The organism is Pseudomonas sp. LBUM1651 (assembly GCF_059716135.1).
Map to the genome: position 1 here is coordinate 3751671 of NZ_CP166805.1, position 25081 is coordinate 3776751.

General features: G+C 59.3%; 14 protein-coding genes and 2 pseudogenes. 7 read left to right on the forward strand and 9 right to left on the reverse strand.

Annotated elements, in window-relative coordinates; translation table 11 throughout:
- Positions 1 to 163: 163 nt before the first annotated feature.
- Positions 164 to 658: a cupin domain-containing protein gene (locus tag ACA066_RS17450; RefSeq protein WP_497695932.1), complete on the reverse strand. Its 495-nt coding sequence runs from the start codon at positions 656 to 658 to the stop codon at positions 164 to 166.
- Between the two features lie 296 nt (positions 659 to 954).
- Here ACA066_RS17450 and ACA066_RS17455 point away from each other — a divergent pair, with 296 nt between their 5' ends.
- Positions 955 to 1395 (forward strand): phage infection protein, encoded by a 441-nt coding sequence (locus tag ACA066_RS17455; RefSeq protein ID WP_497695933.1) that lies wholly within the window; start codon positions 955 to 957, stop codon positions 1393 to 1395.
- An 86-nt stretch (positions 1396 to 1481) separates the two neighbouring features.
- Here ACA066_RS17455 and ACA066_RS17460 read toward each other — a convergent pair whose 3' ends face one another.
- The 4 genes and pseudogenes from ACA066_RS17460 to ACA066_RS17475 form a co-directional block, all read right to left on the reverse strand.
- Positions 1482 to 1826 carry a cupin domain-containing protein gene (locus tag ACA066_RS17460; protein ID WP_497695934.1) on the reverse strand — a complete coding sequence of 115 codons (345 nt, stop codon included), beginning with the start codon at positions 1824 to 1826 and terminating at the stop codon, positions 1482 to 1484.
- A 238-nt stretch (positions 1827 to 2064) separates the two neighbouring features.
- Positions 2065 to 3129 (reverse strand): alpha/beta hydrolase family protein, encoded by a 1065-nt coding sequence (locus tag ACA066_RS17465; RefSeq protein ID WP_497695935.1) that lies wholly within the window; start codon positions 3127 to 3129, stop codon positions 2065 to 2067.
- A 157-nt stretch (positions 3130 to 3286) separates the two neighbouring features.
- Entirely contained in the window at positions 3287 to 3613 is a 327-nt protein-coding gene (locus ACA066_RS17470) for a low molecular weight protein tyrosine phosphatase family protein (protein ID WP_497695936.1), read from the reverse strand.
- A gap of 48 nt (positions 3614 to 3661) precedes the next feature.
- Positions 3662 to 3751, reverse strand: a pseudogene (locus ACA066_RS17475) (winged helix-turn-helix transcriptional regulator); the annotation flags it as partial.
- Positions 3752 to 4159: 408 nt separating this feature from the next.
- Here ACA066_RS17475 and ACA066_RS17480 point away from each other — a divergent pair.
- Both ACA066_RS17480 and cls read left to right on the forward strand, forming a co-directional pair.
- On the forward strand, positions 4160 to 4720 hold the full coding sequence (locus ACA066_RS17480) for a lipid-binding SYLF domain-containing protein (RefSeq protein WP_497695937.1): 561 nt from the start codon (positions 4160 to 4162) through the stop codon (positions 4718 to 4720).
- 193 nt (positions 4721 to 4913) lie between these two features.
- Positions 4914 to 6209 (forward strand): cardiolipin synthase, encoded by a 1296-nt coding sequence (gene cls, locus ACA066_RS17485; RefSeq protein WP_497695938.1) that lies wholly within the window; start codon positions 4914 to 4916, stop codon positions 6207 to 6209.
- A gap of 58 nt (positions 6210 to 6267) precedes the next feature.
- Here cls and ACA066_RS17490 read toward each other — a convergent pair whose 3' ends face one another.
- Entirely contained in the window at positions 6268 to 6957 is a 690-nt protein-coding gene (locus ACA066_RS17490; RefSeq protein ID WP_497695939.1) for a winged helix-turn-helix transcriptional regulator, read from the reverse strand.
- A 103-nt stretch (positions 6958 to 7060) separates the two neighbouring features.
- On the opposite strand from ACA066_RS17490, the gene ACA066_RS17495 reads away from it, so the two are divergent.
- Together ACA066_RS17495 and ACA066_RS17500 are read left to right on the forward strand one after the other, a co-directional pair.
- Entirely contained in the window at positions 7061 to 8002 is a 942-nt protein-coding gene (locus ACA066_RS17495) for a carbon-nitrogen hydrolase family protein (protein ID WP_497695940.1), read from the forward strand.
- A gap of 72 nt (positions 8003 to 8074) precedes the next feature.
- Positions 8075 to 8509 (forward strand): GFA family protein, encoded by a 435-nt coding sequence (locus ACA066_RS17500; RefSeq protein WP_497695941.1) that lies wholly within the window; start codon positions 8075 to 8077, stop codon positions 8507 to 8509.
- A gap of 79 nt (positions 8510 to 8588) precedes the next feature.
- Here ACA066_RS17500 and ACA066_RS17505 read toward each other — a convergent pair.
- Positions 8589 to 8798, reverse strand: a pseudogene (locus ACA066_RS17505) (hypothetical protein); the annotation flags it as partial.
- A gap of 222 nt (positions 8799 to 9020) precedes the next feature.
- Here ACA066_RS17505 and ACA066_RS17510 point away from each other — a divergent pair.
- On the forward strand, positions 9021 to 10517 hold the full coding sequence (locus tag ACA066_RS17510) for a methyl-accepting chemotaxis protein (protein WP_497695942.1): 1497 nt from the start codon (positions 9021 to 9023) through the stop codon (positions 10515 to 10517).
- A 377-nt stretch (positions 10518 to 10894) separates the two neighbouring features.
- On the opposite strand, the gene ACA066_RS17515 is transcribed toward ACA066_RS17510, so the two are convergent.
- A complete protein-coding gene (locus ACA066_RS17515; protein WP_497695943.1) occupies positions 10895 to 12355 on the reverse strand; it encodes an L-lactate permease in 1461 nt (486 codons plus the stop codon).
- Positions 12356 to 12485: 130 nt separating this feature from the next.
- Between ACA066_RS17515 and ACA066_RS17520 the strand changes: the two genes are divergently transcribed.
- Positions 12486 to 12974 (forward strand): Lrp/AsnC family transcriptional regulator, encoded by a 489-nt coding sequence (locus tag ACA066_RS17520; RefSeq protein ID WP_497695944.1) that lies wholly within the window; start codon positions 12486 to 12488, stop codon positions 12972 to 12974.
- A 740-nt stretch (positions 12975 to 13714) separates the two neighbouring features.
- Here ACA066_RS17520 and ACA066_RS17525 read toward each other — a convergent pair.
- Positions 13715 to 24538 carry a peroxidase family protein gene (locus tag ACA066_RS17525; RefSeq protein WP_497695945.1) on the reverse strand — a complete coding sequence of 3608 codons (10824 nt, stop codon included), beginning with the start codon at positions 24536 to 24538 and terminating at the stop codon, positions 13715 to 13717.
- Positions 24539 to 25081 lie beyond the last annotated feature (543 nt).

The following is a 25081-nucleotide window of genomic DNA, read 5'->3' on the forward strand; positions in this document are numbered from 1 at the left end:
CTCAAAGTAAAGAATTCAATCTCAAGCGCGTACTTTTCTGCCGTGGAAACCATGGCCGACTTTTTCAACAGAATCGGCCAAAAGCGGTTGCGTGCAAGAATGCTTCACCAAGGTGTCAAAGACCTAACCTGAACGATATGGATAGACGCTATTTTAAGTGAAGTTACTTCGACGCATTACGAGGATCATCATGGCTATCAATGTACTCAAGGCCTAGCGGACCCGTTCCGTAAACTTGTGAAATGTACTCGCCTGATTTGGCCCAGTGAAAGTGTGGCGTATTGGCCGGAAGTATCACTACGCTGCCTGGACCGTAAGCAACCAGCTTGGCCGGATCGAAAACCTTACCGAAGCCAATATAGAAAACACCGGACATGACGGTATAGATACGATCCTCAGGATGTGTATGGGGCATTAATTTTGTGCCATTCGGCACTTTGACTCTTACAACGTAGGGTGCTGGCTTGCTCGGGTCGCCGGCCAACACAGCCAGTTTCACTTCTTTCGGGAAAGCTGGAAAGCTGCGCCACTCGACGTCTTCATTACGTAAATCACCGACTTTATCGAGTGGCAATGGTTGTGCCTGGACGAACGACATTGTTGCGCTGGTGACAATAAGTGCAGCCAGACAAGCAGTTTTCATCATGTTCTTGACCATTAAAGGCACCTTAATTACGTGGGCAAATCGAGGCGAGTCGCGTGCGGCTTACTGTATTTGTCACTGGCGGTAATGAGAATGGCGTTGTCGCGCATTACAGTTGATACGCAATGTAATCAATGGTCTGTCACAACCCGGTTGCCAGGGCTGCACCCCATCATCACGCTCACCAGAGGTAGGCCGCTCACCCTATCAATGCCGTCGATGGTCACCATCACGTCAATGAAGTTCTCTTAAAAAATCCGCGGCGTAACATCTGCTCCATACCAACCAACAACACCCCGGAGCACACGATCATGAAACGCCAAACCATTCTCAGCATCGCTTTCTCGGTTTTTGCAGTTAACGCTTTCGCCGCTACCTCGACTCACCCGGTTGTCGCTGAAGGCGGCTCGGATCGTCTGATTGAAAGTCGTGTGGCTGAAGGTGGTTCGGATCGTTTGATCGAAAGTCGTGTAGCTGAAGGTGGTTCGGATCGTTTGATCGAAAACCGCGTTGCCGAAGGTGGTTCCGACCGCCTGATCGAAAACCGTGTTGCTGAAGGTGGCTCGGATCGTCTGATCGAAAAACGCGTTGCTGAAGGTGGCTCGGATCGTCTGATCGAAAAACGCGTTGCCGAAGGTGGTTCCGATCGCCTGATCGAAAACCGCGTTGCCGAAGGTGGTTCCGATCGCCTGATCGAAAACCGCGTTGCTGAAGGTGGTTCCGACCGCCTGATCGAAAGCCGCGCTGTATAAACAAATCGCGTCACCGCAATACCCAAAAAGCCCGGCCTGATCAGCCGGGCTTTTTCGTGTTCATTGTCTCGATGCAGTCAGCAAGCTCACCCTTGCCTGACAATATCAACCGAGATCTCCACCGCCGCAATTGTGCCTCTGTTCTCAAGCCAGTGCGTGGTGTTCCTGTCCTCGGGCCAGCCCACTCCCGGCCCATAGTCCGTGGCGACTCCGTCTCGGTGGTCAGTGATCGTTCCTTGCAGTATGTAGACGGTGCCTGGTCTGTCTTTATGGTTATGAATCGGCCCGAAGACGCCCCCAGGATCGATGGTCACCAAACGCATTCTAAGTTGGCGCCCTGCCATACCCTCGATCTCAGAGTCGAGATCGACCGTTGCCAGTAACTTCACCGCCACCCCTTTCGTTTCAGGGGCCATCTGTTCATTGCTCATCGCGCTCTTCTCTGTACAGACAGGGTCTGACTAGAAGTAAACACCCTTAAAGGTGTGATCAGTCGGGAGGCGACAAAGGGTCAAACCCAGACTCATGTGGCTTCTTTTTTTTGGGGGCCGTTCGGACGGTGACGGAGGAGCTGACGCTCAGGGAAGCAGTTCAGAATTTGATGATTAATGAAAAGAGGTACAAAACACCCGATGAATACATCGGGTGTTTGGTGATACAGGTGTAAACCTATTTCAGGACTGAATAACTGTCTTCCTTGTCGATAGATGACTGAAGAAACTCTGCTATCAGCGATGTAATCTGCTGTTGAATCACCTCACGCGGGCGGCCGCTGTCGCCATCCCGGCAAATGATGCCATCGCCAGGTACGTCTTCTTCGAGCATTGCCTCTGCGCCAGGTTTGCACATCGACATGAAGCTGAAATGGCTCGCGTCGCTGATTTCGACGTAACGGCTTGACGCCGGAGGCAGGCGTTTGGCCAGGTTGGCAGACTCCAACTCGGCGGGAAGGTCGTGCGACGGTACGCCGGCAGCGATCACCAGCGTGGGTACCGGCAGCGCGGCCAGGCTTTCATCGGTCAGGCCCCGTGAAAGGCCCAGGTCCAATGTCACCACGGCAGTGACGCGTTTATCGCGCAAATCGGCGGCCAACGCGGCCTTTGATTCTGCGGTGCTTGCGGGGCTTATCTTTCCATAGACGGTGCAACTTGCTAACTGCGGGTGGGCTTTGCAGTCTTGCGCGAAGCGGTCTGGATCGAAACGAGCACCGGCGATCTCCAGGGCAGTCCAGCCGCCGAGTGAATGGCCCACTACTGCAATTCGGTCATTGGCGACCAAGCCGAATTTTTCAGGTTGAGTCGTGACGCTATCAATGGCTCGGCGCACATCACCGGGCCGCTGCCATAACTGCGCCGCTGCTTGAGGGCTACGGTCATGAGTGGTGGTGCCAGGGTGATTGATTGCAGCGACGATAAAACCCCTATGAGCCAGAGCACTGGCAAGCCAGATCTGGTTGCTCCAGTTACCTCTGTACCCGTGGGAGAGCACCAGCAATGGATGCTTGCCAGCAGCGGGCGGCGCGTCACGAACGGCAGAAGCCCCGACGAACACCACATCATCGCCAATCATTTGCGTGGCGGCGGTAGTTGCACTGGGGTACCAGACGACCATCTCCAGTGAGCGGTCATTGTGCGCGTCCGCCAGTGTGGAAGAGTGGAAGCCGACAGGGTTCTCGTCAGCGAGTGCGATAGTAGTAAGACAGGTCAAAAACAGGGCGCCGAAAGCTATTTTCAATGTCGTTTCTTCCTTGATTAGATAAGTGCATAGCAACTTTAGCCATTAGGCGCATCCACCTTCGTACGGAGTCGAAGTTAATGTGGCCGCCTATACGCACGGGCATTAAAGCCCACCTTCGAACCGCCGTGCATAACTTTGATCGTTGAACCTCACCTCAGGAAGGCAAATACCGCCTAACCCTCGTATCCAATACCTTGATCAGTGCAGGCTCCATGTACTGATAAACATCAGGTATGTCCAAACAAACAACGCGTTTGTCCACCAGCTCCGAACCAAATCGAGCCACCAGTTTGTTGCGATGAATCGGCTCCATGACAAATACCAGTTCAGCCCACTGCAGCAGTTCCAGGCTGACTGGAACATACGCATCGTTGCTAATTCCCGCCGACGCAGTTTCCACGCCCGGCCAGTCAGCAAAATGGTGTTCGGCCGTGGGGCTGCGCAGGCGGTTTTGGCTGCAGATGAAAAGTACGTTCAACATCGGGTTAACTCCAAACAGTTAACGTGACTCGGGCTCAGGCCAGCGCGATTACCGAGTTACCGCCGCGCTCCGGGTGCCCGCAAACGCACGCGCGCCATCCACACGCAGCTCTCGCGACTGAAGCACTTCCCGCGGTGTGCAGTGCGCTTGCTGCCGCACAGCAGCTCGTGCACGACCAATGATATCCTCACAAAATAAATCTGAGAATCATTTGGCCGGCCTCCCCACCTCACGGAGGTGGCGCAAAAATCAAGGTGCGAACTTAGTCTTTTGCTGTGAAGAGGCCGTGATGAAATTCTGTGGCATAGACCTGCATTCGAACAACAGTGTTGTGGTGGTGACCGACGAACCCGGGCCATCTACAGAGGTCCAAGCAGGTGACGGCATCGCGAATGATCTAAGGCCTCTGGCGTGCTTCATTCAAGGGCGAAGCCAGTAGTTCACACACTTTAGGGTGCGCCGGATAAATTTCAGTAGGCTCGGATTCTGCCCGGGGCAGGCGCCGACTGCTGCTCTCGTCCAATGCTCCCTTATCGGAGTACGAAAATGACTCAGTCAATGCGGTTCTTCCTATCAATCTTCCTGGCGACAGCATCATTGGCGTCAGCGAGCCTCCTGAACAATGCAGGTGCGGCAACCGCCGAGGATCTGAATGCCGACTCCCGGCAAGCGTTGCAAACTCTTTACAAGGCCACTCCATTTGCCGAAACCATTTCGCACAATGCCAAAGCGGTGCTTGTCTTCCCGAAAATCATCAAGGCCGGCCTTGTGTTTGGTGGCAGCTATGGCGAAGGCGTGCTGATGAAGGGCTCGAAAGTGGAGGGTTATTACAACTCCGTAACGGGATCATGGGGGCTGCAGGCAGGCGCCCAATCGTACGGTTATGCGGTGTTCCTGATGACTGATAAAGCCGTGAATTATGTACGTGAGACCAAAGGCTGGGAACTCGGCGTGGGACCCACCGTTGTCGTGGTTGACGAAGGGGTCGCGAAGAATCTGTCGAGTTCGACACTAAAGGATGATGCCTACGCGTTCATATTTGACCAGCAAGGGTTAATGGCTGGGGTCAGCATCGAGGGCACGAAAGTCTCCCTTATCAAGCGCTGAAACCCGTCCATCAAGGCGCCTTGCATAGTCCGCAAGACGCCCGGACAGAGTGTTATCACCGTCCTCGCCAAGAGGAGGCCTAATGAATCTTCTAACCAGATGTAAGGGTGCATGTATTCCTCTGGTGCTGTGCGTGGCGGTGTTACTGACATTGGTGATTTCCTGCAGTACATTGCCGAGGATAGTGCCAGACATGGCTCATGCTCCCTCTGCGCCAGTGCAACTCGACGGGATACACGGACCTCTGTCAGCCGAGCGCAGCAAAGCCATTCTCGACCGACTCAAGTCCACCGGCGCAGAAACCAACATCTTCGATGTGCACCTCGCTATCGAAGAATCCGTTGCCGGTAGCCCGCTAACGGAAGGAAACAAGGTCGATTTGCTGCAGGACGGCCCCAGCACCTACCAGTCGATGATCAAAGCCGTGGAAGCCGCGCGCGACCACATCAACATGGAGACCTACATCTTTGACGATGATGAAGTCGGTCAGCGCTTCGCCGCCGCACTGATCGCTCAGCAACACAAAGGTGTACAGGTCAATCTGATCCATGACAGCGTCGGAACCCTTGGAACACCCTCAGCGTTTTTCGCTCGATTGACCGAAGCCGGCGTCAAGGTGCTGGAGTACAACCCGGTCAATCCGGCGACGGCCAAAGCGGGCTGGGACGTGAACCAGCGCGACCACCGAAAGCTGCTGATAGTGGACGGTCGTATTGCCTTTCTCGGCGGGATCAACATCAGCAGCGTCTATTCGGGGGGCTCGTTCAGCTCTCACTCCAAGACTCGCCCAACGGGTGATTTGCCCTGGCGCGATACCGACTTGCGCATCGAGGGGCCCGTAGTTACGGATCTGCAGAAGCTGTTCATCGGTACTTGGACTACCCAGAAAGGTGAACCACTCGCGGCTCGCCAGTACTTTCCGCCACCTGAGCGCAAAGGCACCGAGGTGGTGCGCGCCATCGGCAGCTCGCCAGATGAGCCGTTCAGCCTGATCTACGCCACGTTGATTTCGGCGCTGCATAGCGCGCAGACCGAGATATGGCTGACGAACGCCTACTTTGTGCCCGACCCGCAATTGCTGGCGGCACTCAAGGAGGCGGCGGCACGTGGAGTCGACGTCAAGCTGGTGCTGCCCAGCAGCACCGATTCGTGGCTGGTGTTCCATGCTGGACGCGCCTACTACAGCGAGTTGCTGAAGGCCAACGTCAAACTTTACGAACGCCGTGATGCGCTACTCCACGTCAAGACTGCAGTCATCGATGGCGTGTGGTCGAGTGTCGGCTCCACCAACCTCGACTGGCGCAGCTTCCTGCATAACGATGAAGTCAACGTGGTTGTGCTGGGCACCGGGTTCGGAAAAAAGATGCAGGCGGCATTCATGGCTGATCTGGCCAAATCGAACGAAATCAAGCTGGAAAAGTGGCAGCGCCGCTCGTTCGCGGTGAAAGCCAAAGAGCAGATGGCGCGACTCTGGGAATACTGGCTATGAGTCGAGTGGCGCGTCGCTGGGATGCGCTGTTCTGCTCCCTGATTGGTATTTCGCCAACCTACCGAGTCACCGCCGCACTCCGCGTCCCCGCAAACGCACTCGTACCCAGCCAACGCCACAAGCTTTCCGCATCCTTCACCGCACCATCCACTCGAAGCTCTCTCGACTGAAGAACCTCCCGCGGCGTGCGGTCGCCCGACCACACCTCGGTCAACGCGCGCACGCTGGAGTCGACGACGAGGGTCAGTTCGCGGCCAGGGTCGTCGCGGCACAGGTCGGCCACGCCCTCCTCGACCACGAGCCACCACGCTTGCTCGCCGGGCCGAGCGTCGCGGAATTTGAAGTGGATGACCACCGGTCGGGACGGGAATGTTTCGATGCGCACGAACCGGCGCACGTCCCACATCAGCAGGCCCGCGTCGAGTTCGTCATCGCGCAGGCGACTGCCGATCCAGCGCGCGCCCCAATGACCCAGCGCCATGATGATGGGGCGCAGTTCCTCGCCCGCCTCGGTCAGGCTGTACTCCCAGACTTTGCCGGTGGCCGTGCGGTGCACGACGCCGATTTCTTCCAGATGGCGCAGCCGCTGTGCCAGCAGGTTGGTGGACATCCGGGGTACGCCGCGGTGCAGTTCATTGAAGCGCTTACTGCCGCACAACAGTTCGCGCACGACCAAGGGTGTCCAGCGCTCGCACAGTGCTTCGGCACCGCGTGCAACCGTGCAGAACTGACCGTAGCTTTCTTCCATCGTCCGGGCTCCGCAACTGAAACGCTTCAGATTTTGAACTAGCCCCGCCACTTCGCCACGCGCACGCTGAAACCTCGAAAGCCATCCGTCAAAGGAGAACGCCATGACCAAGGTAGCCATTATTCAGCGCCCGCCAGTGCTGCTCGATCGCAGCGCGACGATCGCCCGGGCCGTGCAATCGGTCGCGGAGGCAGCGGCGGCGGGAGCCTCGCTGATCGTTTTGCCCGAACAGTTTATTCCAGGTTACCCGTCATGGATCTGGCGGCTGGCGGCAGGAAGGGACGGGGCTCTAATGGGCCAGTTGCATGCGCGGCTGCTGGCCAACGCCGTCGATATCGCGAACGGTGACCTGAGCGAATTGTGCGAGGCCTCCAGAGTTCACGCCGTGACGATCGTGTGCGGCATCAATGAATGCGACCGGCTCCATGGCGGCGGCACGCTCTACAACAGCGTAGTCGTTATCGGCGCGAACGGCGAAGTGCTCAATCGACACCGCAAGCTGATGCCAACCAATCCCGAGCGCATGGTGCATGGCTTCGGTGATGCAACCGGGTTGCGCACGGTCGATACACCGGTCGGCCGCGTTGGCACGCTCATCTGCTGGGAAAGCTACATGCCGCTGGCACGCTATTCACTGTATGCCCAAGGGGTGGAGATCTACGTCGCACCCACGTACGACAGTGGCGATGGCTGGATCAGCACGATGCGCCATATCGCACTCGAAGGCCGCTGTTGGGTGCTCGGCAGCGGCACCTTGCTGCGTGGCAGCGACATCCCCGACGACTTCCCGGCGCGTGCGCAACTGTTTCCCGATCCGGATGAATGGATCAACGACGGCGACTCGGTGGTGGTCAATCCGCAAGGCCGGATCGTCGCCGGTCCATTGCACCGCGAGGCCGGCATTTTGTATGCGGACATCGACGTCGCACTCGTGGCGCCAGCGCGGCGAGCGCTCGACGTGACCGGCCATTACGCGCGCCCTGACATTTTCGAACTGCAGGTGCGGCGCACGCCGGCGACGCCGGTGCGCTACATCGACGAGTGAAGGTAGGCAACGTTCAGGCGATCCATGCCATCTCTGGCGGTATCGCCTGACAATTGATCAAGGAGTCATGCCATGAGCATTGAACGGTCTTACAAGGGCAGTTGTTTTTGCGGCGCAGTCGAGTTCACCGTCAGCGGCGAGCCGGCCGCGATGGGCTATTGCCATTGCGAGTCGTGTCGGCATTGGTCAGCAGGGCCGGTCAATGCCTTCACGCTGTGGAAACCCGAGGCGGTGCAAGTGACTCGGGGGGCTGACAACATCGGCACCTTCAACAAGACGCCGCAGAGTTACCGCAAGTGGTGCAAGACATGCGGTGGGCACCTCTTCTCTGAACACCCGGGAATGGGGCTGATCGACGTGTATGCCGCGGTCATCCCGGATCTCGCGTACTCGCCAGGCGTTCACGTGCACTATCAGGAGAGCGTGCTGCGTATCAAGGATGGATTGCCCAAGCTGAAGGATGTCCCCAGCGAACTGGGAGGATCGGGCATCAGCGTGGACGAATAGCGCTTGCACGTACAAATGAAAACGGGCGCCTTGTCGGGCGCCCGTTTTGTTTAGTGTCGCGTGCTGCGAGTAACGCTGATCAGTGCGACTTCTTTGATAACGACGTCCCGGCTTTACTCAACCCTTTCGCGTTGTGATCCCCTGGTGTCGAGGCCGAGATCGCAGTGGCCTTGGCCACGCCGCGCGTAGCTTTGGAATGGGCGATACCTGAAGTCGTTGCGCCATGACCGCGCTCACCATTGCGATCATTGCCGTAGTGGTTTCCGCTTTCGCCGTGGTCGTTACTTGCCTCTATTTCTGACATTGTTTCGCCTAGGCCCCCTCGAATACACCAAAAGTGATGGCAAACTGCTAGTCCCTTCACGGTGTCTCAAGTACCGATTGGAATCGTTGGCTCTGCAAGATCGATCCGGAGATAGGCCTGGCGACAAATGACCTGTGGCGAGGGGACGGTGTCAGGTTTTTGATCGGCATTTCTTCACCCCGGCTCAATTACATGGAGTAAGCGTGCATGCCCTTCCCCCCTCGCTTTCTTGAGCACTACCGCAAAGCCGACCGCATCATGCTGGGCCTGATCTGGCTGATGTTCTTCTTCGCGCTGGTCCTGGCGTTCTGGCACGACACCTTTATCCAGGCGTTTGTGGTGGGCGGTGGCACGAGCCTTTTGCTGACGGTGCTGTATCGCGCCATCGGCGGAACGCGGTGGATGCGCTGTTTTCTGGCCATCGGTTTGATGGTCATGGCCGCGTTGCACATCAATCAGGCCGAGGGCGTCATCGAATCCCACTTCGGGATTTTCGCGTTGCTGGCGGTGCTGACGTTTTATCGCGACTGGCTGCCGATTCTGGTCGCTGCGGCGACGATTGCCGGGCACCACGTGGTTTTTCATGTTTTGCAGCATCAGGGTTTTCCGGTGTTCGTGATGGCGCATCACGGCGGATGGACGATGATTTTCGTTCACGCCTTCTATGTGGTGATGGAGACGGTCGCCCTGCTCTATCTGTCCGTGCACAGTCAGGCCGATGCGGTGGAGAGTCAGGACATGCTGGACAAGATGCTCGCCGCCACATCACAGCTCGCCGTCGATGCGGGCAAGGGCGACAAGGCCACCATCCATGTCTCGCTCGCGGAGCGTTTCGATCAATTTCTGGCGCAGATTACTGCGTTGGTTGACGGGGTGGTTCGCGACTCTCACGGCCTCGGTGAACTGGGCCACGAACTGGCCAAGGCGAGCACTACGCTAGAGAAAGGCGCCCGGCATCAACTTACGGAAATTGCCCAGATGACAGGTTCAGTGCAGCGCATGGGCGACGCGATGGAGCACATTGCCGTGCACGTCGAGCATGCCGCTGAACATGCCTGCCAGGCCAGTGTGCAAATCACTCGCGGGCAGGAAAGCGTGAACCGCGCCCAGCATGAAATCACGCAGCTGGCGTCACGCATCAAAGGCACCCACTCAACCGTGCAGGTGCTGGCGGGCCAGGCGGAGCAAATCGGTACGGTGCTGGAAGTCATCAGCAGCATTGCCGAACAAACCAACCTGCTGGCCCTCAACGCCGCCATCGAAGCCGCCCGCGCTGGCGAGCAAGGCCGGGGCTTTGCCGTGGTGGCGGATGAGGTGCGCAGCCTGGCGCAGCGCACGGCCATCTCCACCACGGAAATCAGGGCGATCATCGAGGCCTTGCAGCAAGGCAGCCGCCAAGCGGTCGAGGCGATGCATGCCAGCCATGAAGGTGTGGAACGTTGTGTCGAGGACAGTCAACTGGCGGCGACGATGTTGCAGGCGATTGGCAGCGACATCTCGCACATCGATGAACTCAATGGGCGCATTGTCACCACCACTCGTGAGCAATCCACAGCAAGCTTCGAGATTGTCGGGCGTTTGCAGTCGGTGCAGACCATTGCGCAGAACACGGCGGATGATGTGGAGACGCTGGCGCTGAGTAGCCAGCGGTTACCGCCGATTGCGGTGAGGCTGGATGCGTTGGGTCGAACCTTTCATCAGTGATTTTCAACGCGCAACTGCTTTGGGTCGTTTGCTACTCGTTACCACTATAGCGATCCGACAGACAAATACTTATAGAGCATAGTTAATTCTTTGTAGTTGATTTTTAAACACACTCTTTGAAACGCAGTTCAAACGCCTCTGCGCCCTGCCGTTTCTGGTCATCAGCGGCCCATAGGATTAGTCCAGAGCTGCTGTACCTTTTCGAACCTCGGCGAGGTGCTTTGACGCCAACCAAATCATTTACACGGAAGATGTCCTGCGCCTAACTCACCTGAGAGGTGGTCTTGATGGCCGCGTACTCACCCTTGAGTTGCTCAAAGCCATATTTGCTTTCAAGCCTTTTGACGATGGCCCCCTTTCTAGGCTAACGCGCAATGCTATCCCATCCATCCACTCAGCAACCCTGCGCCCAGCGCCACCAACGCCGTATTGAGACAGACCAGCGCGAAGCCAAACCTTACCAGGTCGCCCTCTTCCGTGGCCTGGGTTTTGGCAAGTCCCAGGATCAGCATGACGATCGACAGCGAGCCCAGTGCCGCATGCCCTGCCGAGCTGTTCTGTACCGCCGCCAGCAACAATCGAGAGGGTTCGGGCAACATCGCGATGGCCGGCATGAAGATCGCGTTGCCGCCTACATTCGACCCCGTCATGTAGCCTGACAGCGCGCCAAACAGGGCCACCAGCGATGTCGCGGCGGTGGGCGACAGGCCCGCCAGCAGTTGCATCAAACCCGCCAGGAAACCAGCCTTCACCATCATCTGCGACATCGCGAGAAAGAAGAAAATGGTCAGCAATGGCCGCTTCGCGCGCGCCGCCAACGCAGCAGGCACACTGACGTCGGACGCTGTTTGGCGTGGTGTGTTGCGCGTGTGAAATCCTAGTCCGATCAGTACCAGAATCAGTGCCAGGCCCGGTGAGGCCAGTGGCTTCCAAGTGACTCGGGCACCCTGTACGACCCAGCTATCCTGCCAGGAGGTGATCGTCCACACCATCTTCAACGCGACGATGTAGACAATCAACAACAGATACGGCCAGGCCTGACGCGGCCATTGCACCGCACCGCGCTCGTCATCGCTGCGGCGAAGGCGCCACAGCCCGGCAGAGAGTACAGCTGCTGCCGTCACCAGGCCCGCGGCGACACCGGCCACTTCCGGCCCCAGCCACCGACTGGCACTGTAAAGCACACCCACAAACAGCAACCAGAAAACGCCCAGCGCCCTCCACTCCTGCGACTCACGAACGCCTGCCAGATAGAGCGCCACCGCACTGAGGGCGAAAAAAACCGGTGCGCTGGTAAGTGCCGAGGTCGAAGCCAGCGCGGCGGCGTCCAGGTGAGCCAGCGAGGCGCCAATGACCGTTGCCAGGCCCAGCGTTCCCCACGGCATGATTGCCATGCCGGCCAGCGCTATGCGTAGCGCGACCCGGCGCTCGAAGAGGCTGAGCAGCAGGGGCACCGTTGCGATCAATGACACGCCGAAGCCGGTCATCGCTTCCAGTAACGGTGCCAGTCCGAGGACGATAAACGCCACTTGATCGCCGCGGCGCAAACCCAGTGAACGCACCCATTGGCTAAGCGCCAGGTTGACGCCCAGGCGCTCGATAAAAATCACGAAGGCCAGACCCGGCACGATCACGAAGGCCGTACTTGCAAACAACACGGCGGTATCTTGAGCGGCGGCCACCATACTACCCGGGTGCCACGCGTCGGCGGCGCCGGCGAGCCAGAGCACCACGACCAGCAGAGTGCCGGCGATGGCAGCGTGAACGGGGGGCCGGCGCAGCACGACGAGCATGGCTGTCACCAACAGGACAGGGGAAAGATGAAACAGTGCGAGCATGCCAATTATCCTGTGTGAGTTCCCGATCAAGGCTGCGAGAGCAGTCTGCAGGCAAGATAATATTTCTCGTAGCTAGATAAAGGGCCGCTGTTTTCTGGTAGTTTTCGAGAAAATTTCTCGCGGACTTACCATGGCAAAAAACGACGCTGCCTCTGAATCGCTGGACAAATTCGACCATGCCATCCTGGACCTCGTCCAGCGCGACAACACCACACCGCTGCGCCTGATGGCCGAGCAGGTCAATCTCTCCACGGCCGCCGTGCAGCGCCGCATCAAGCGGATGGAAGAAAGGGGCGTCATCACGGGCAATGTAGCCATCGTTGACCCGACCGCCGTAGGACGGCCGATCACAATCATTGTGGAAGTGATGGCCGAGCGCACGAGCATCGAGGCACTGGAGGCGATGAAGGCACACTTCGCGGTGCCCGAAGTTCAGCAGTGCTACTACGTCACCGGCGAAGTGGATTTCGTCCTGGTGTTAACCGTTGCCAGCATGCAGGAATACCAGGCGTTGGCGCGGCGATTGTTTGCCGAGAATGCCAACGTAACCTGGTTCAAGACCATCGTGGCGCTGGACCGTGTGAAAGTCGGGCTTGATGTACCGAGCGTGCCTTGGTAAACACTGGTTCAAGAGCGTCTTGCGCAGAATCGCCCCCCCTGTACCAACTTAAACCTCCCTGCGATATCCCCCACGATCAGAAAAAATCCCCCATAAACGGGCTGTATTACCCGCATCCTGCGTGAACTTTTATTGGCCCGGAAATCAGATTGCGCCGCCAGCAGGGAGTTATGGGCTGTTGAATTTTTTGGCATAGAGAATGCTGTGCGTTCACTAGTGCATTAATTGAAAGTTTGAAGTTGTTAGCACGGGCAAAACAGCCTTGCTAAAACACCAGCGCCGCAGATCAGCCGCGCATTGCCAGCCCTTCTGAGGAGTTACCTTCATGAGAAGTCAGCCGCTAATCCTCACGTTGATACTCATGCTCTTCATCTTTTGGATTGGGGCAGCCTGGAGTCTTTTCATCTTTTTCAGCAGTTAAGCGTTGTTTCTGTTGCGGACAGGATGAAGTCCAGGTCGAAGACCGGAATAACCCCGGTAGCAGTAGCGCGAGCGAAACCAACAGGCTGCTCATGACTCAGGTAGCCGAAGTGTTCAAGGCTGAGTTCCCCCTTTTTCCATTCCCCTGGTCGAATGTTGATCGAGCGTTTCCCACTCTCCGATATACCGACTTGCCCGGTTGGCTCACGCATTGTCAGCCGAACTAACAGCCAGGCTCTTTTTTTAATAGAAAGAAAGGGAGGGCATTGCTGCCCTCCCCTGCGCTTTCCACGCTTTTTGCGACAGTACTGATCAGGACCTCAAGTGGCGAGAATGAAGTCTGTCGCAGTGACGGTTGTTGCATCGGCCACACCGACCAGGCGGATGGAGTCAGCTCCAGCGAAGCTGACCAGGGTATCCGCACCGACATCGGCGATGGTGATGTTGCCGGCAAAGGTCGCAGCCGTGATGTTGAACGCGGAGATATCGAGCCGGTCCTGGCCTCCTCCCGCGATGGCATCGAAGCCGATGATCTGATCGGTCCCGAAGCCCGCTGCGAACATGAAGATATCGTTGCCACTGCTGGCAACCATCATGTCGTTGCCGGCACCACCCGTGACCGTATCGTTGCCCGCACCGCCATCGATAAAGTCATTGCCGATACCACCCAACAAGGTGTCGTTAGCGTCACCACCCAGCAGCGTATCGTTGCCGTCGCCGCCCTGGAGCAGATCGCTGCCGGTACCGCCATCCAGGCTGTCATCGCCCAGTCCGCCGAGCAACGTGTCGTTGCCTGCCCCACCATTCATTACATCCGCCCCGTCACCGCCGTCGAGGCTGTCATCGCCATTGCCGCCGTTCAGGGTATCCGTGCCTATGCCACCGAACAGTTGGTCGTTACCGGCGTCGCCATTCAGTGTGTCGTTGCCGCCGTTGCCGTTGAGGATGTCGTTGCCGCCGCCACCATTGAGGGTGTCATTCCCCACCCCGGCGGTGATGACGTTGTTCAGCCCGTTGCCGTTGCCGGCGAAGTTGCCGACTCCGGTGTAGGTCAGGTTTTCGACATTACCGCCCAGCGTGTAGCCGGCCAGCGAAGTCTGCACGGTGTCCGTACCGCCACCCGCCACCTCGACCACCACGTCTGCGGCTGCATCGACAATGTAGGTATCGTTGCCGGCGCCCCCCACCATCCGGTCAACCCCCGCACCGCCATCGAGGAGGTCGTTGCCCACCCCGCCGGTGATGGTGTTGGCCAGTGCGTTGCCGGTACCGGTGAAGTTACCGGCGCCGGTATAGGTCAGATTCTCGACGTTGGCACCGAGCTGGTAGCTCGTGAAACTGGTTTGCACCAGATCGGTACCACCACCCAGCGCCTCGGTGACAAGGTCACCGACGTTGTCGACCACAAACGTGTCGTTGCCGGCACCGCCGTTCATGGCATCCGCGCCAAGCCCACCGTTGAGGGTGTCGTTGCCGTCCTCGCCATTGAGGATGTCGTCGTCGTTGCCGCCATTGAGGATGTCGTTGCCAGTGCCGCCAAACAACTGGTCGATACCAGCCAGGCCATTCAGCGTATCGTTCCCGCCCAGGCCAAGCAGTACATCGTTACCTGCGGTGCCGGTGAGGGTGTTCGCCTGTGCGTTACCCTGCAGCACTACGCCACTCAGTACCGCAACCGCCGCCGTTGCCGCAGAGGTCAGCGACTCCAACGTGCCGAAGCCGTCGTTGTAGCGCACGATCACCCGCAATTGCAGGTTGCCCTGCGCCACACCCGGGGTGAAGGTCGAGGCAGTCGCGCCGTTGATGTTGGTGAAGGAATCACCGACACCTTGCTGCCATTGGTAGCTGAAGGTGCCCAGCCCATCCACATCGGCAATCCCGGCAGTCAGCGCGGTCAGCACCTGTCCTTGATCCGGCGTCGTGTCGCTGATCAGCAACGCGCCTGTCGGTGCGTCGTTGACGTTGTCCACCGGCCCTACGATGTTGGACGAAACGCTTTCGGCCACACCGAAGTCATCCACGTAACCGATCACCACGCGCACTTCCTTGTCGACCTGAGCCTGGCCAAGCGCGAGCGTGCTACCGGTAGCGCCGGCGATGTTGACGAAGCCAAGCCCGTCGTTCGCCTGCCACTGGTAGGTGAACTGCGGATTGCTCAAGCCATCAACGTCGATGATGCTCGACGGGTCAGCGGTCAACACCTGGTTCTGCACAGCAAGCCCGGTAACGGTCGCCCCTTCGGTCGGCGCACTGTTTCCGGACGAGTCGACGATCTCCAGCGTGCCCTTGGCATCCTGGTACACCGCCCGGACGCGGATGTTCAGACCCGCCTCATCGGCCCCCACCCGGAAGGTGCTGCCAGTCGCCCGCGATGCCTCGCCAGCGGCGAGAAAGGTGATGTCTTCATAGACACCCGTACCGGGAATGTTTTCGACCTGCCAGTAGTAAGCCACCCCACCGGTCACCGCACCGGTCGGATTGGCCACGCTTTGGTTGTCCGCGTCGCGTACCGCCGAACCACTGACGCGCAGCAACTGGCCGGCGACAGGCGTATCTTCACGCGCACCGGTAGCCGCATCGAGGATTGCCAGATGACCCGATGGGTCGTTGTTTTGCGCGGTGCCGACTCCGGACGATAGTGCAACGTCAGCGAACTGCAGACGCTCGATGCCCGTCAGGCGATCGACGCCATCACGCCCTGCCACCGAGTCGGTCACAATGACCGTGTCGCCATCGATCTCGACGCCGTATTCCGCAAAACTACCGGAGAACAACGCCGTGTCGAAGCTGTCATTGCCGGTCAGAATCTCCCGCACGATGACCAACTGGCCCGGGTTGTAAGTACCGTTCAGCATAAACGGCACCAGCGGCTCCATGCTGTCGAACGTGGCGATTTCATCGCCAGTGCCATCAGGGTTCTCCCGTACGCTGATGCGTACGTTCAGCCACTTGTCACCATCGATGATGTCGTCACCACCGCGACCTTCGATCAGGTCGCTTCCGCTACCGCCGAGGATGATATTGCCGCCATCGAAGAACGTCGCTCCGGCGGGCAGCAGATCCGCCAGGCCGTCGATCAGGTCAATGTTGGTCAGCACACTGCCGGTTGCACCCGCGGTGGGCAGCGACGTGGCATCTTCGTTGTCACCGCGCAGGAAGTCACCGTACGACGAACCCGACAGACCTTCCATGATGTCGAAACGCACCTGCGCCGAAGCACCAGAACCCGGTACCGGCGGAACATCGAAAAAGCGGTCGGTGAAATCGATGGACACGCCCTGGGCGAGCCCCTTGAAGGTTGCCCAGTCATAGCCGGAGCCGCCGATATAGCGGTCACCCAGGCCGAGACTGCCGACCATGATGTCGTCGCCGCCCTCGCCGTTGAACTTGTCGTTCTCGCCACCGCCGATGTACACATCGTGGCCGATGATAGGGTCGTTGCCGAGCGGGTCGAAGTTGTCGCCAGGTGCACCGTCCGAAGTGCCCTTCTCGATCCAGTCGTCACCTTCGTTGCCCATGTCCTGTTCGTTGGCTTTGCTGCCCAGAATGAAGTCGTTGCCGTGGCCACCAATTGCCTCGGAAGCGTCCTCGCCGGTCACGATGAAGTCATTGCCGAACCCGCCAATGATCAGGTTGACGCCGTTGCCACCGTGCAGCACGTCGTTGCCGTCGCCACCCTGGATATTATCGTCGCCGCCGCGGTCGGTGATGATGTCGTCGCCGGCGCCACCGCGCAGTTGGTCGTTGCCGTCACCGCCTTCGATGCGATCGTTGCCGCCGTCGCCCCAGACCGTGTCATCGCCTTCACTGGCGACGAGGATGTCTGCATTGTTGGTACCGCCCAGCACGATGTGCTCATCACCCGTGTACTTGATGTAGTTGGTGTCCGGCCCCGCGGTCAGCGGGTTGTCGCGGAACACCACCTGCTCGCCGTTCTCGCCAAGCGGATCGGCGTTGCCCAGGCCATCGTTGTACTGCTTGCTCTGGTCCCTTTCCAGATAAAACCCAGGGTCCGAGAACACCAGGCCCGGCAAATGCGTAGCCGAGGTGTTGGCCATGATCAGCTTGGCGAACGAGTTGCTTTCCAGTTCGGCATTCATCGACAGGCCAGCGGTACGCTCCAGATAGTAGAAGCGGTCGCCGTCCTGCAGTTTTTCCAGCTGGTTCTCGAACACGAAGTTGAAGGTCGAGCCGAGCATGCCGCCGAACGGAGTTTTCGCTTCAGCCAGGCCGCCGATCCACAGGTCGATGGCATCGACGCCCGTGATAGTCACACCCTTGAGATCGTCGGCAGTACCCAGCAGCCCATCCTTGCCGGCCCGCGTTACGTTGGCCCAGTCACCGGTGCCGTTGAGGAAGGCCATGCGGTCAGCCGGCGCCCCCGTACCACCGAATACCAGCGCCATGGCTGCAGCGCGTTTGTCTTCCAGGGTGGTCGCTGTCGTGATCGACTCATGGGTGCCATAGGCCGCGATGAAGTTGATCAACGACTCCGGATGTTTGAGGTGCTGCACCAGATCAACCCAGCTGGTGTACGGCTTGAGTTGGGTATCACCGGTCTGGCTGTAGATGTCGCGGCGGATCTCGTTGAGTGAGGGGATCCCCACGTCGCGGCCACGGGCGATGTTGATCGCCGGCAAGTCGAGCGGCAGGCCGAGCAGGTTATTGCGCAGCGCCTCGGTCACGAACTCGTCGATTTCGTTACCGGCTTGCCGAGTCACCCCACGTATGATCGCACTGGTCGCATCCTCTGGCGTCACGCCACTGGCGGCGTACGCCAACGGGTTGAGGAACGCCGCGATCAAGCCAAGTTGCTGATCGGGATCAGCGCTGTTCGGATCGCCCACTACGTTGAAATTGACGTCATAGCGATCGACGGTCTCGGTCAGCATCGAGTGGCCAAACCGGTACACGGTGTGAGCGAACTCGGCGACGATCGAGGCATCGAGGTCGACGTCATAGACCTGAGTCGGTGCAAAGAACAGGTCGACGTTGGGCTGGATGGTTCGCGCGAACTCCTCGAACACCAGGTGCTGATACTGCATCTCGGTGCCGAACTTGGCAGCCTGGAACAAACGCTCGCCATTCCACACCAGCGCATCGATTTCGGCCTGGTTGGCGGGCAAGCCGCTCACCGGAGTCAGCAGCCACTCGTTGAGGAAGGCCAGGTCAGCCGAATCGAGCACGGTGTCCATGGTCTGCGCGACCAGCCGATTGTGCTCGGCGTGGAAGATCGCATGCACCGCGGTCAGGCCGATGTTCTCGTTGACCCGGCCGTCGCCGGCGATGTAGTGCGCATCCAGCAACTCGTTGTCGTAGGCCTGGTTGGCCCCGGTCTGCGGATTGACCGGCACTGCGTTGCCAATTTCGGAACCCGCGTCAGGCGCGAGCACGCCACCGCTGAACACCGGCGCTGCATTGTGGGCAATGTCGGCGAGGAACTGGTGACCGGTGCGCACCGCATTGGTCAGGTCAACGGGGGCAAGCGGATTGCCCTCGACAAGAACGTCATCCGCCGTGCCGCCCAGACCGTCAACACCCTTCATCACGACCATCGGGAAGCCGTTCGGCCCCTTGATGAAATTGCCGTAGGCGTCGGTCGCCAACAGCGGGCCGCTATTGACGTCGGCATCGGTCAGACGAATACCCAGGATGTCGTTGGCTTGCGCCTTGACCACCTTCCAGGTCGCCATACCGCCGATTTCGGTGTCGTCTGCGCCTCCAAACTTGCCGTCCGCCCCCAGGTCACGGTTAGTGATCAGCCTGCCGGTCGCGATGGGGCCGTTGTCGGTCAGCTCATAACCGCGCAGGAATACCTGGTGCGACGGGTGCGAGCTGTAGGTCTGGTTTTGGTCCACGAACGGCGACGTGGTGTTGGTGTGTTCACGGATGTCGTCGGCCGTGCCGAGAACGCCGTCCGCCCCTGGCTGATTGGTCGCGCGGGACAGCACCATGAAGTTGGTGTTACCCCCTGGCACATACAGCGGATCATCCGGTTGCAGCGGGATGAAGATGGTGCCCGAACCGCCTTTGGTCAGCAGGTCCAGCCCATGATCGAAGAACTGCCCGAAGAAGGTCATCCAGGCGTTGAACGGCGCGGACAACCCTGCGTCCGGCGCGGTGTTCTCGAACAGGTACACATCATGGTCGTCGGCAGTACCGAACTGACCATCCATGCCGGGGCTGGCGACTATCCGTGTGCCCTCCTTGAGCACGTCGTCGTTACCCGTCGCGCCGTAGTTGAGCACACCGTCCGCACCCACGTCGTACGCCGTGGCATAAGCCGCCGGGTTGTTCGACGTCTGGTCAACGATCAGATTGCTGATGGTGCGCGGCTGCGAATCAAACACGGCGCCGCTGGTCTGCTGATACGACGATCCCGGAATGGCCGGCGAACCGGGGCCAAAGAACCCCGCAGGAGCACCTTCCGCCGGATTGAAGACCGGATCGCTCACGCGCGGGAAGACGTTGTCGGCTGCACCGAACTCGGTGTTGTTGATGCCGTTGAGGTTCATCAGGTTGTTGTTCGAGCCATCGACCGTACGCAGACCCAACGGCGCGCGGATATTCGGGATCAGCGAAAGGATGTCCTGACCGTCCGCGTCAGCCTCGGCAATCTTGATCTGATCAAGAATGAAGTTGAGGTCGGAGCGGACCATGTGCAGGCCCTCGCCGCCCTCGGTGGCATTGACTACCGGTGCCTGCGCCGTCGGCACAACCGGCGCGCCGGGTTCCACCACGGCAGTCGGCTGCGAGAACAGCACTTCAGTCGTGCCATGACCATCCTGATAGATCGCCTTGACCCTCAGGGACAGCCCGGCAAGATCAGGCGAGACCTTGAAGGTGGTGCCGTCGGCGCTCTGGAACGCCAGGTCACCGGCTGGCAACAGAATGATGTCTTCGAACACGCCGGTGCCGGGGTCGGCTTCGAACTGCCAATAGTAGGACACCGAGGCGTTGTTGATAAAACCCTGCAGATTACCCACCGCGATGTTGTTCCCGTCGCGCACCCCGGCCACGCTCACCGTCAGTGTGTCGCCCACTGTGATTGCGCCGCCGTTTCCATCCGCGACGGTCGGCCTGCCCGTCGGTTGTGCGTTCAGCGCCGGCACCAGCACTCGCTGGGTATCGGCGAACTGCAGGCGTTCGATATGCAGCAAGGTATCGGTGCCGTCGCGACCCACTTCGGTATCGGTCACCGTCCAGACATCGTCCGCCACACTGGCCGTGCCGCGGTTGTCGAGCGTCACCACATACTCGGATTGAAGCCCGGTGAAAATGGCAGTGTCAAAGGCCGCCCCGCCCGTCGAGGTGCCGGGCAGGATTTCCCGCACGGCCTTGAGCTGACCCGGGTTATAGGTGGCGTCGAGCATGAATGGAATCATATCGACCATGCTGTCGAAGCTGGCGATCTCGGGGCCGGTATGATTGACGTCACCGACGTCATACACCGCAATTCTGACGTTGAGCCATTTGTCGCCATCAATCAGATCATCACCACCGCGGCCCTCGATCAGATCGCTGCCATTGCCACCCAGGATAATGTTGCCCGTGGCAAAGCCGGTGGTGGGCAGACCGGCATCGGCCAGAAACTGCTCCAGTCCGCGGATCAACGCCACATTGGTCAGCGCACTGCCCGTGGTGCCACCATGGTCGACGATAGTGATCGCATCAACATTATCGCCCTTGAGCACATCGCCGAATTGCGAACCGGACAAGCCTTCGACCTCGGCAAAACGGTCGAGTATCGAGGCCGGCGACGCGCCGACCGGATTGAACGGCCCGTTGTTCTGGTTTGGCGCGTTGCCGTGTGGCTGCGCCAGCGCGGCCATGGTCAGGTCAACAGTCACGCCGACTCTGTCATTTTTGTGGGTCACCCAGTCGAAACCGGACATGCCGTCCATATTGTCCTGGGCGTCGCTGCCGACAAAGATGTCATCGCCACCCTCGCCGATCATTTCGTCGAAGCCACCACCACCGACAAAGATGTCGTTGCCGATCACACCGTCATCGAGCAAAGGTGAGGCGTTATCGCCAGGTGCACCGTCCTGGGTGCCCTTCTCGATCCAGTCATCCCCTTCGTTGCCGGTGGCTGGCAGGTTGGTCTTGGCGCCGAGGATGAAATCATCACCCTGACCGCCGAAGGTGGTGCTCACGTCCTCGGTGGTGATGATGAAGTCCTGGCCATCGCCCCCCAGGATCAGGTTGCCTCCAACCAGCATGCTACCGGCGACGATCACATCGTTACCGGCATTGCCTTCCAGACGGTTGTCACCGAACGAGTCGGTGATGATGTCATCGCCCGCGCCGCCGAGGACCGCATCGTTCCCCGCGCCCCCTTCGAGGCGATCGTTGCCGCCGTCGCCGTAAACGGTGTCATCGCCCTCACCGGAGATGATGATGTCATTGTCGGCGGTGCCGCCGAGGACGACATGATCTTCACCGGTGTAATGCAGAAAATTACTGTCCGTACCCTCGGTGTCGGGGTTGTCGCGGATCACCAGCGACACGATTTCCACGCCGTTGATCATGAGGCCGCCCGTTGGATCGGCGCGACCGCCGACGCCCAGGCCAGTGTACTGATTGGCCTGATTCACCTCGAGGGTGAACGTCGGCGTCAGGAACACGGTGTTCGACAGGTGGGTGACATCGGTGTTGAGCATGATCAGCTTGGCAAAGGAGTTGTTTTCCAGCTCGGTGCCGAAGTTCAGGCCCGCGACGCGCGACAGATAGTAGAAGCGGTCGCCGTTCTGCAACGCCTCCATCTGGGTCTCAAACACGAAGTTGAACGACGAGCCGAGCATACCGCCGAACGGCATCTTCTCTTCGGCGAGGCCACCGACCCAAAAGTCAATGTCGTCAACGCCGGTAATCGTTACACCCGTCAGGTCGTCTGCGGTACCCAGCACCCCATCCCTGCCGGCCGTCGTGACGTTGGCCCAGTCACCGCTGCCATTGAGGAAGTCCAGGCGGTCAGCCGGCGCACCGGGACCACCGAATACCAGCGCCAGGGCAGCATCGCGTTTGCCTGCGAGCGTAGTCTCGGAAGTAATGGTGTCATGCGTGCCATAAGCCGCGATGAAGTTGACCAACGACTCGGGGTGTTTGAGGTTGTCCGCCCAGTCAGCCCAACTGATGTACGGTTTGAGTTGGCTGTCACCGGTTGATTGGTAAAACTCACGCCGCGCCTCATTCAACGTGGGGATGCCAGTGTCGCGACCACGCGCCAGGTTCAGGGCCGGCAAATCGAGGGGCAGACCGAGCAGATTGTTGCGCAACGCTTCGGTGACGAACTCGTCGATCTCGTTGCCGAGCTGGCGGGTCACACCGCGAATGATCGCCCCTGCCGCTTCGTCCGCGGTAGCCCCGCTGCCGGCGAACGCCAGCGGATTGAGGAACGCCGCGATCAGCCCCATTTGCGAGTCCGGGTTGTTCGGGTCAGTGAGCAGCGGATTGAATTCGGGGTCGAAGCGATCGACCGTCTCGGTCAACATCGAGTGACCAAAGCGGTACACCACGTGGGCGAACTCGGCGAGGATGGCCGGGTTGATCGAGGTGTCATACCCGTTGGGGGCCAGGAATTCGTCGACCTGCGGCTGAACGGTCCGCGCAAACTCCTCGAACACCAGGTGCTGATACTGCATCTCGGTGCCGAACTTGGCGGCCTGAAACAGCCGTTCGCCGTCCCACACCAATGCTGCGATTTCGGCGGGTGTAGTCGGTATCGCCGCGACGTCGTCGGCCAGCCACTCATTGAGGAACGCCAGATCGCCGGAGGCCAGGATGGTTTCCTTGGATTGCTGGACCAGGCGGTTGTGCTCGGAGTGGAACACATGGTGCACGGCGGTCAGGCCGATGTTTTCGTTCGCCCGGCCATCGCCGGCAATGTAGTGAGCGTCGAGCAGTTCGTTGTCGTAGGTCAGGTTGTTGCCGCCCGTGCCCGGTGGCTGCGCATTGCCGATCTCGGCGTCAGTATCCGCCTGCAGAACCCCGCCGACGACGACCGGCGCGGCATTGTGGGCGATGTCGTCAAGGAAGCCATGCCCGGTGCTCACGGCGCTGGCCAGACTGATCGGAGCATCCCGGTTGCCTTCGACCAGTTGCGTGACGTCATCAGCCGTACCGGCAATACCGTCATCGCCGTTACTGATGCGCATCACCACCTGCGGCATACCGTTCGGGCCGCGGATGAAGCTGCCATACGCATCGGTCGCCAGCAGCGGCACGTTGTGCACATCGGCGTCGGTCAGGTTGATGCCGAGAATGTCACGGGCCTGAGCCTTGACCACTGCCCAGGTCGCCATGCCGCCATTTTCGGCACCGCCATCATCGCCAGTGCCGAACTTGCCATCCCCGCCCAGATCGCGGTTGGTAATCAAGCGCCCCGTAGAAACCGGGTCACCTGCCGCGTTGAGAACGTACTCGCGCAGGAACACCTGATGCGACGGGTGCGAACTGTAAGTCTGGCTCTGGTCTACGAACGGCGAGGTGGTGTTGGGCTGGCCATCATCGGCAGTGCCGACAATTCCGTCCGCGCCGGCTGTACGCACTGCCCGTGGCAGCACCATGAAATTGGGGCTGCCCGGTACGAACAACGGATCGTCCGGCTGCAACGGAATAAACACGACGTCAGTACTGCTCTTGCTGAGCAGGTCGAGACCGTGGTCGAAGAACTGGCCAAAGAAGGTCATCCACGAGTTGAAACCGGCGGTCAGACCGGCGTCCGGCGACTGGTTGGGGATGAAGAACACTTGCGTGTCGTCATCCGTACCGAAGACACCGTCGGGACCTGGGCTGATCACCGGGTCGGCACCGCCGTTCGCCGCAACCGCGGCCGGGTTGTTGGCGGTCTGATCATTGATCAGGTTACTGATAATCCGTGGCTGCGGGTCGACCACCGACCCTGTCCCGGTGTATGACGCCAGAAACGAGGGATCAAGCAGGCGCGGGAAAGCATTGTCCGCGGCGCCAAACTCACTTTGCCCGGCGACCAGGTTGTTGTAGCTGCCATCGACGGTACGCAGGCCGAATGGTACCTGACTGTTGGGTAGCAAATCACTGAGGCTGGCGCCGTTGGCGTGCGCTTCTGCGATGAAAATTTGCTTGAGGATGAACTCCAGATCGGACTTGTTGAAATTGGCCATTTGCTTGCCCTCGATCTCTTTGGGGAAGGACACGGGACGATAAGAATCCGCCCACGCCCAGTCAGGTGCTGACTTGCGCAGTGTGTTGGTTCATTTTTTTTGGCGAGAGCAGTCGCGGGAAGGCAAAGCCGTTACAAGGCCCCCCCGGGATGCGCGCCTGGAATTCGCGAAAGAATGGCTCGCTGTGCGATCAGGCAGAGCGAACCCCAGCCCTGGGCGGGCCATGGAAACTTGAAGTCAAGGCGAACTTCCTGAGTAACCCCTTCCCTCTGCAGAAGAACGAAATGATCGACATGGTGCGCTCCCTCGGGAAAATCTCAGCGCCTTGCGTTGCCAAAGAGTTGACAGGCTTCAGGCGGACAGTGACGTCAATGAATAAGACTAAAGGTGCATAGCAAAAAATTGTCAATTTTACGACGCACAAACCAGACGATCGGCATTTGACCTCTCAACTAGCTGTTTTAAAAAGACTTATAGAAAGTTCGACGCACCATTAGAGCGAAATGTTATTTCAGGTTGTTTCGCAGCAACCTACGCTGCTGG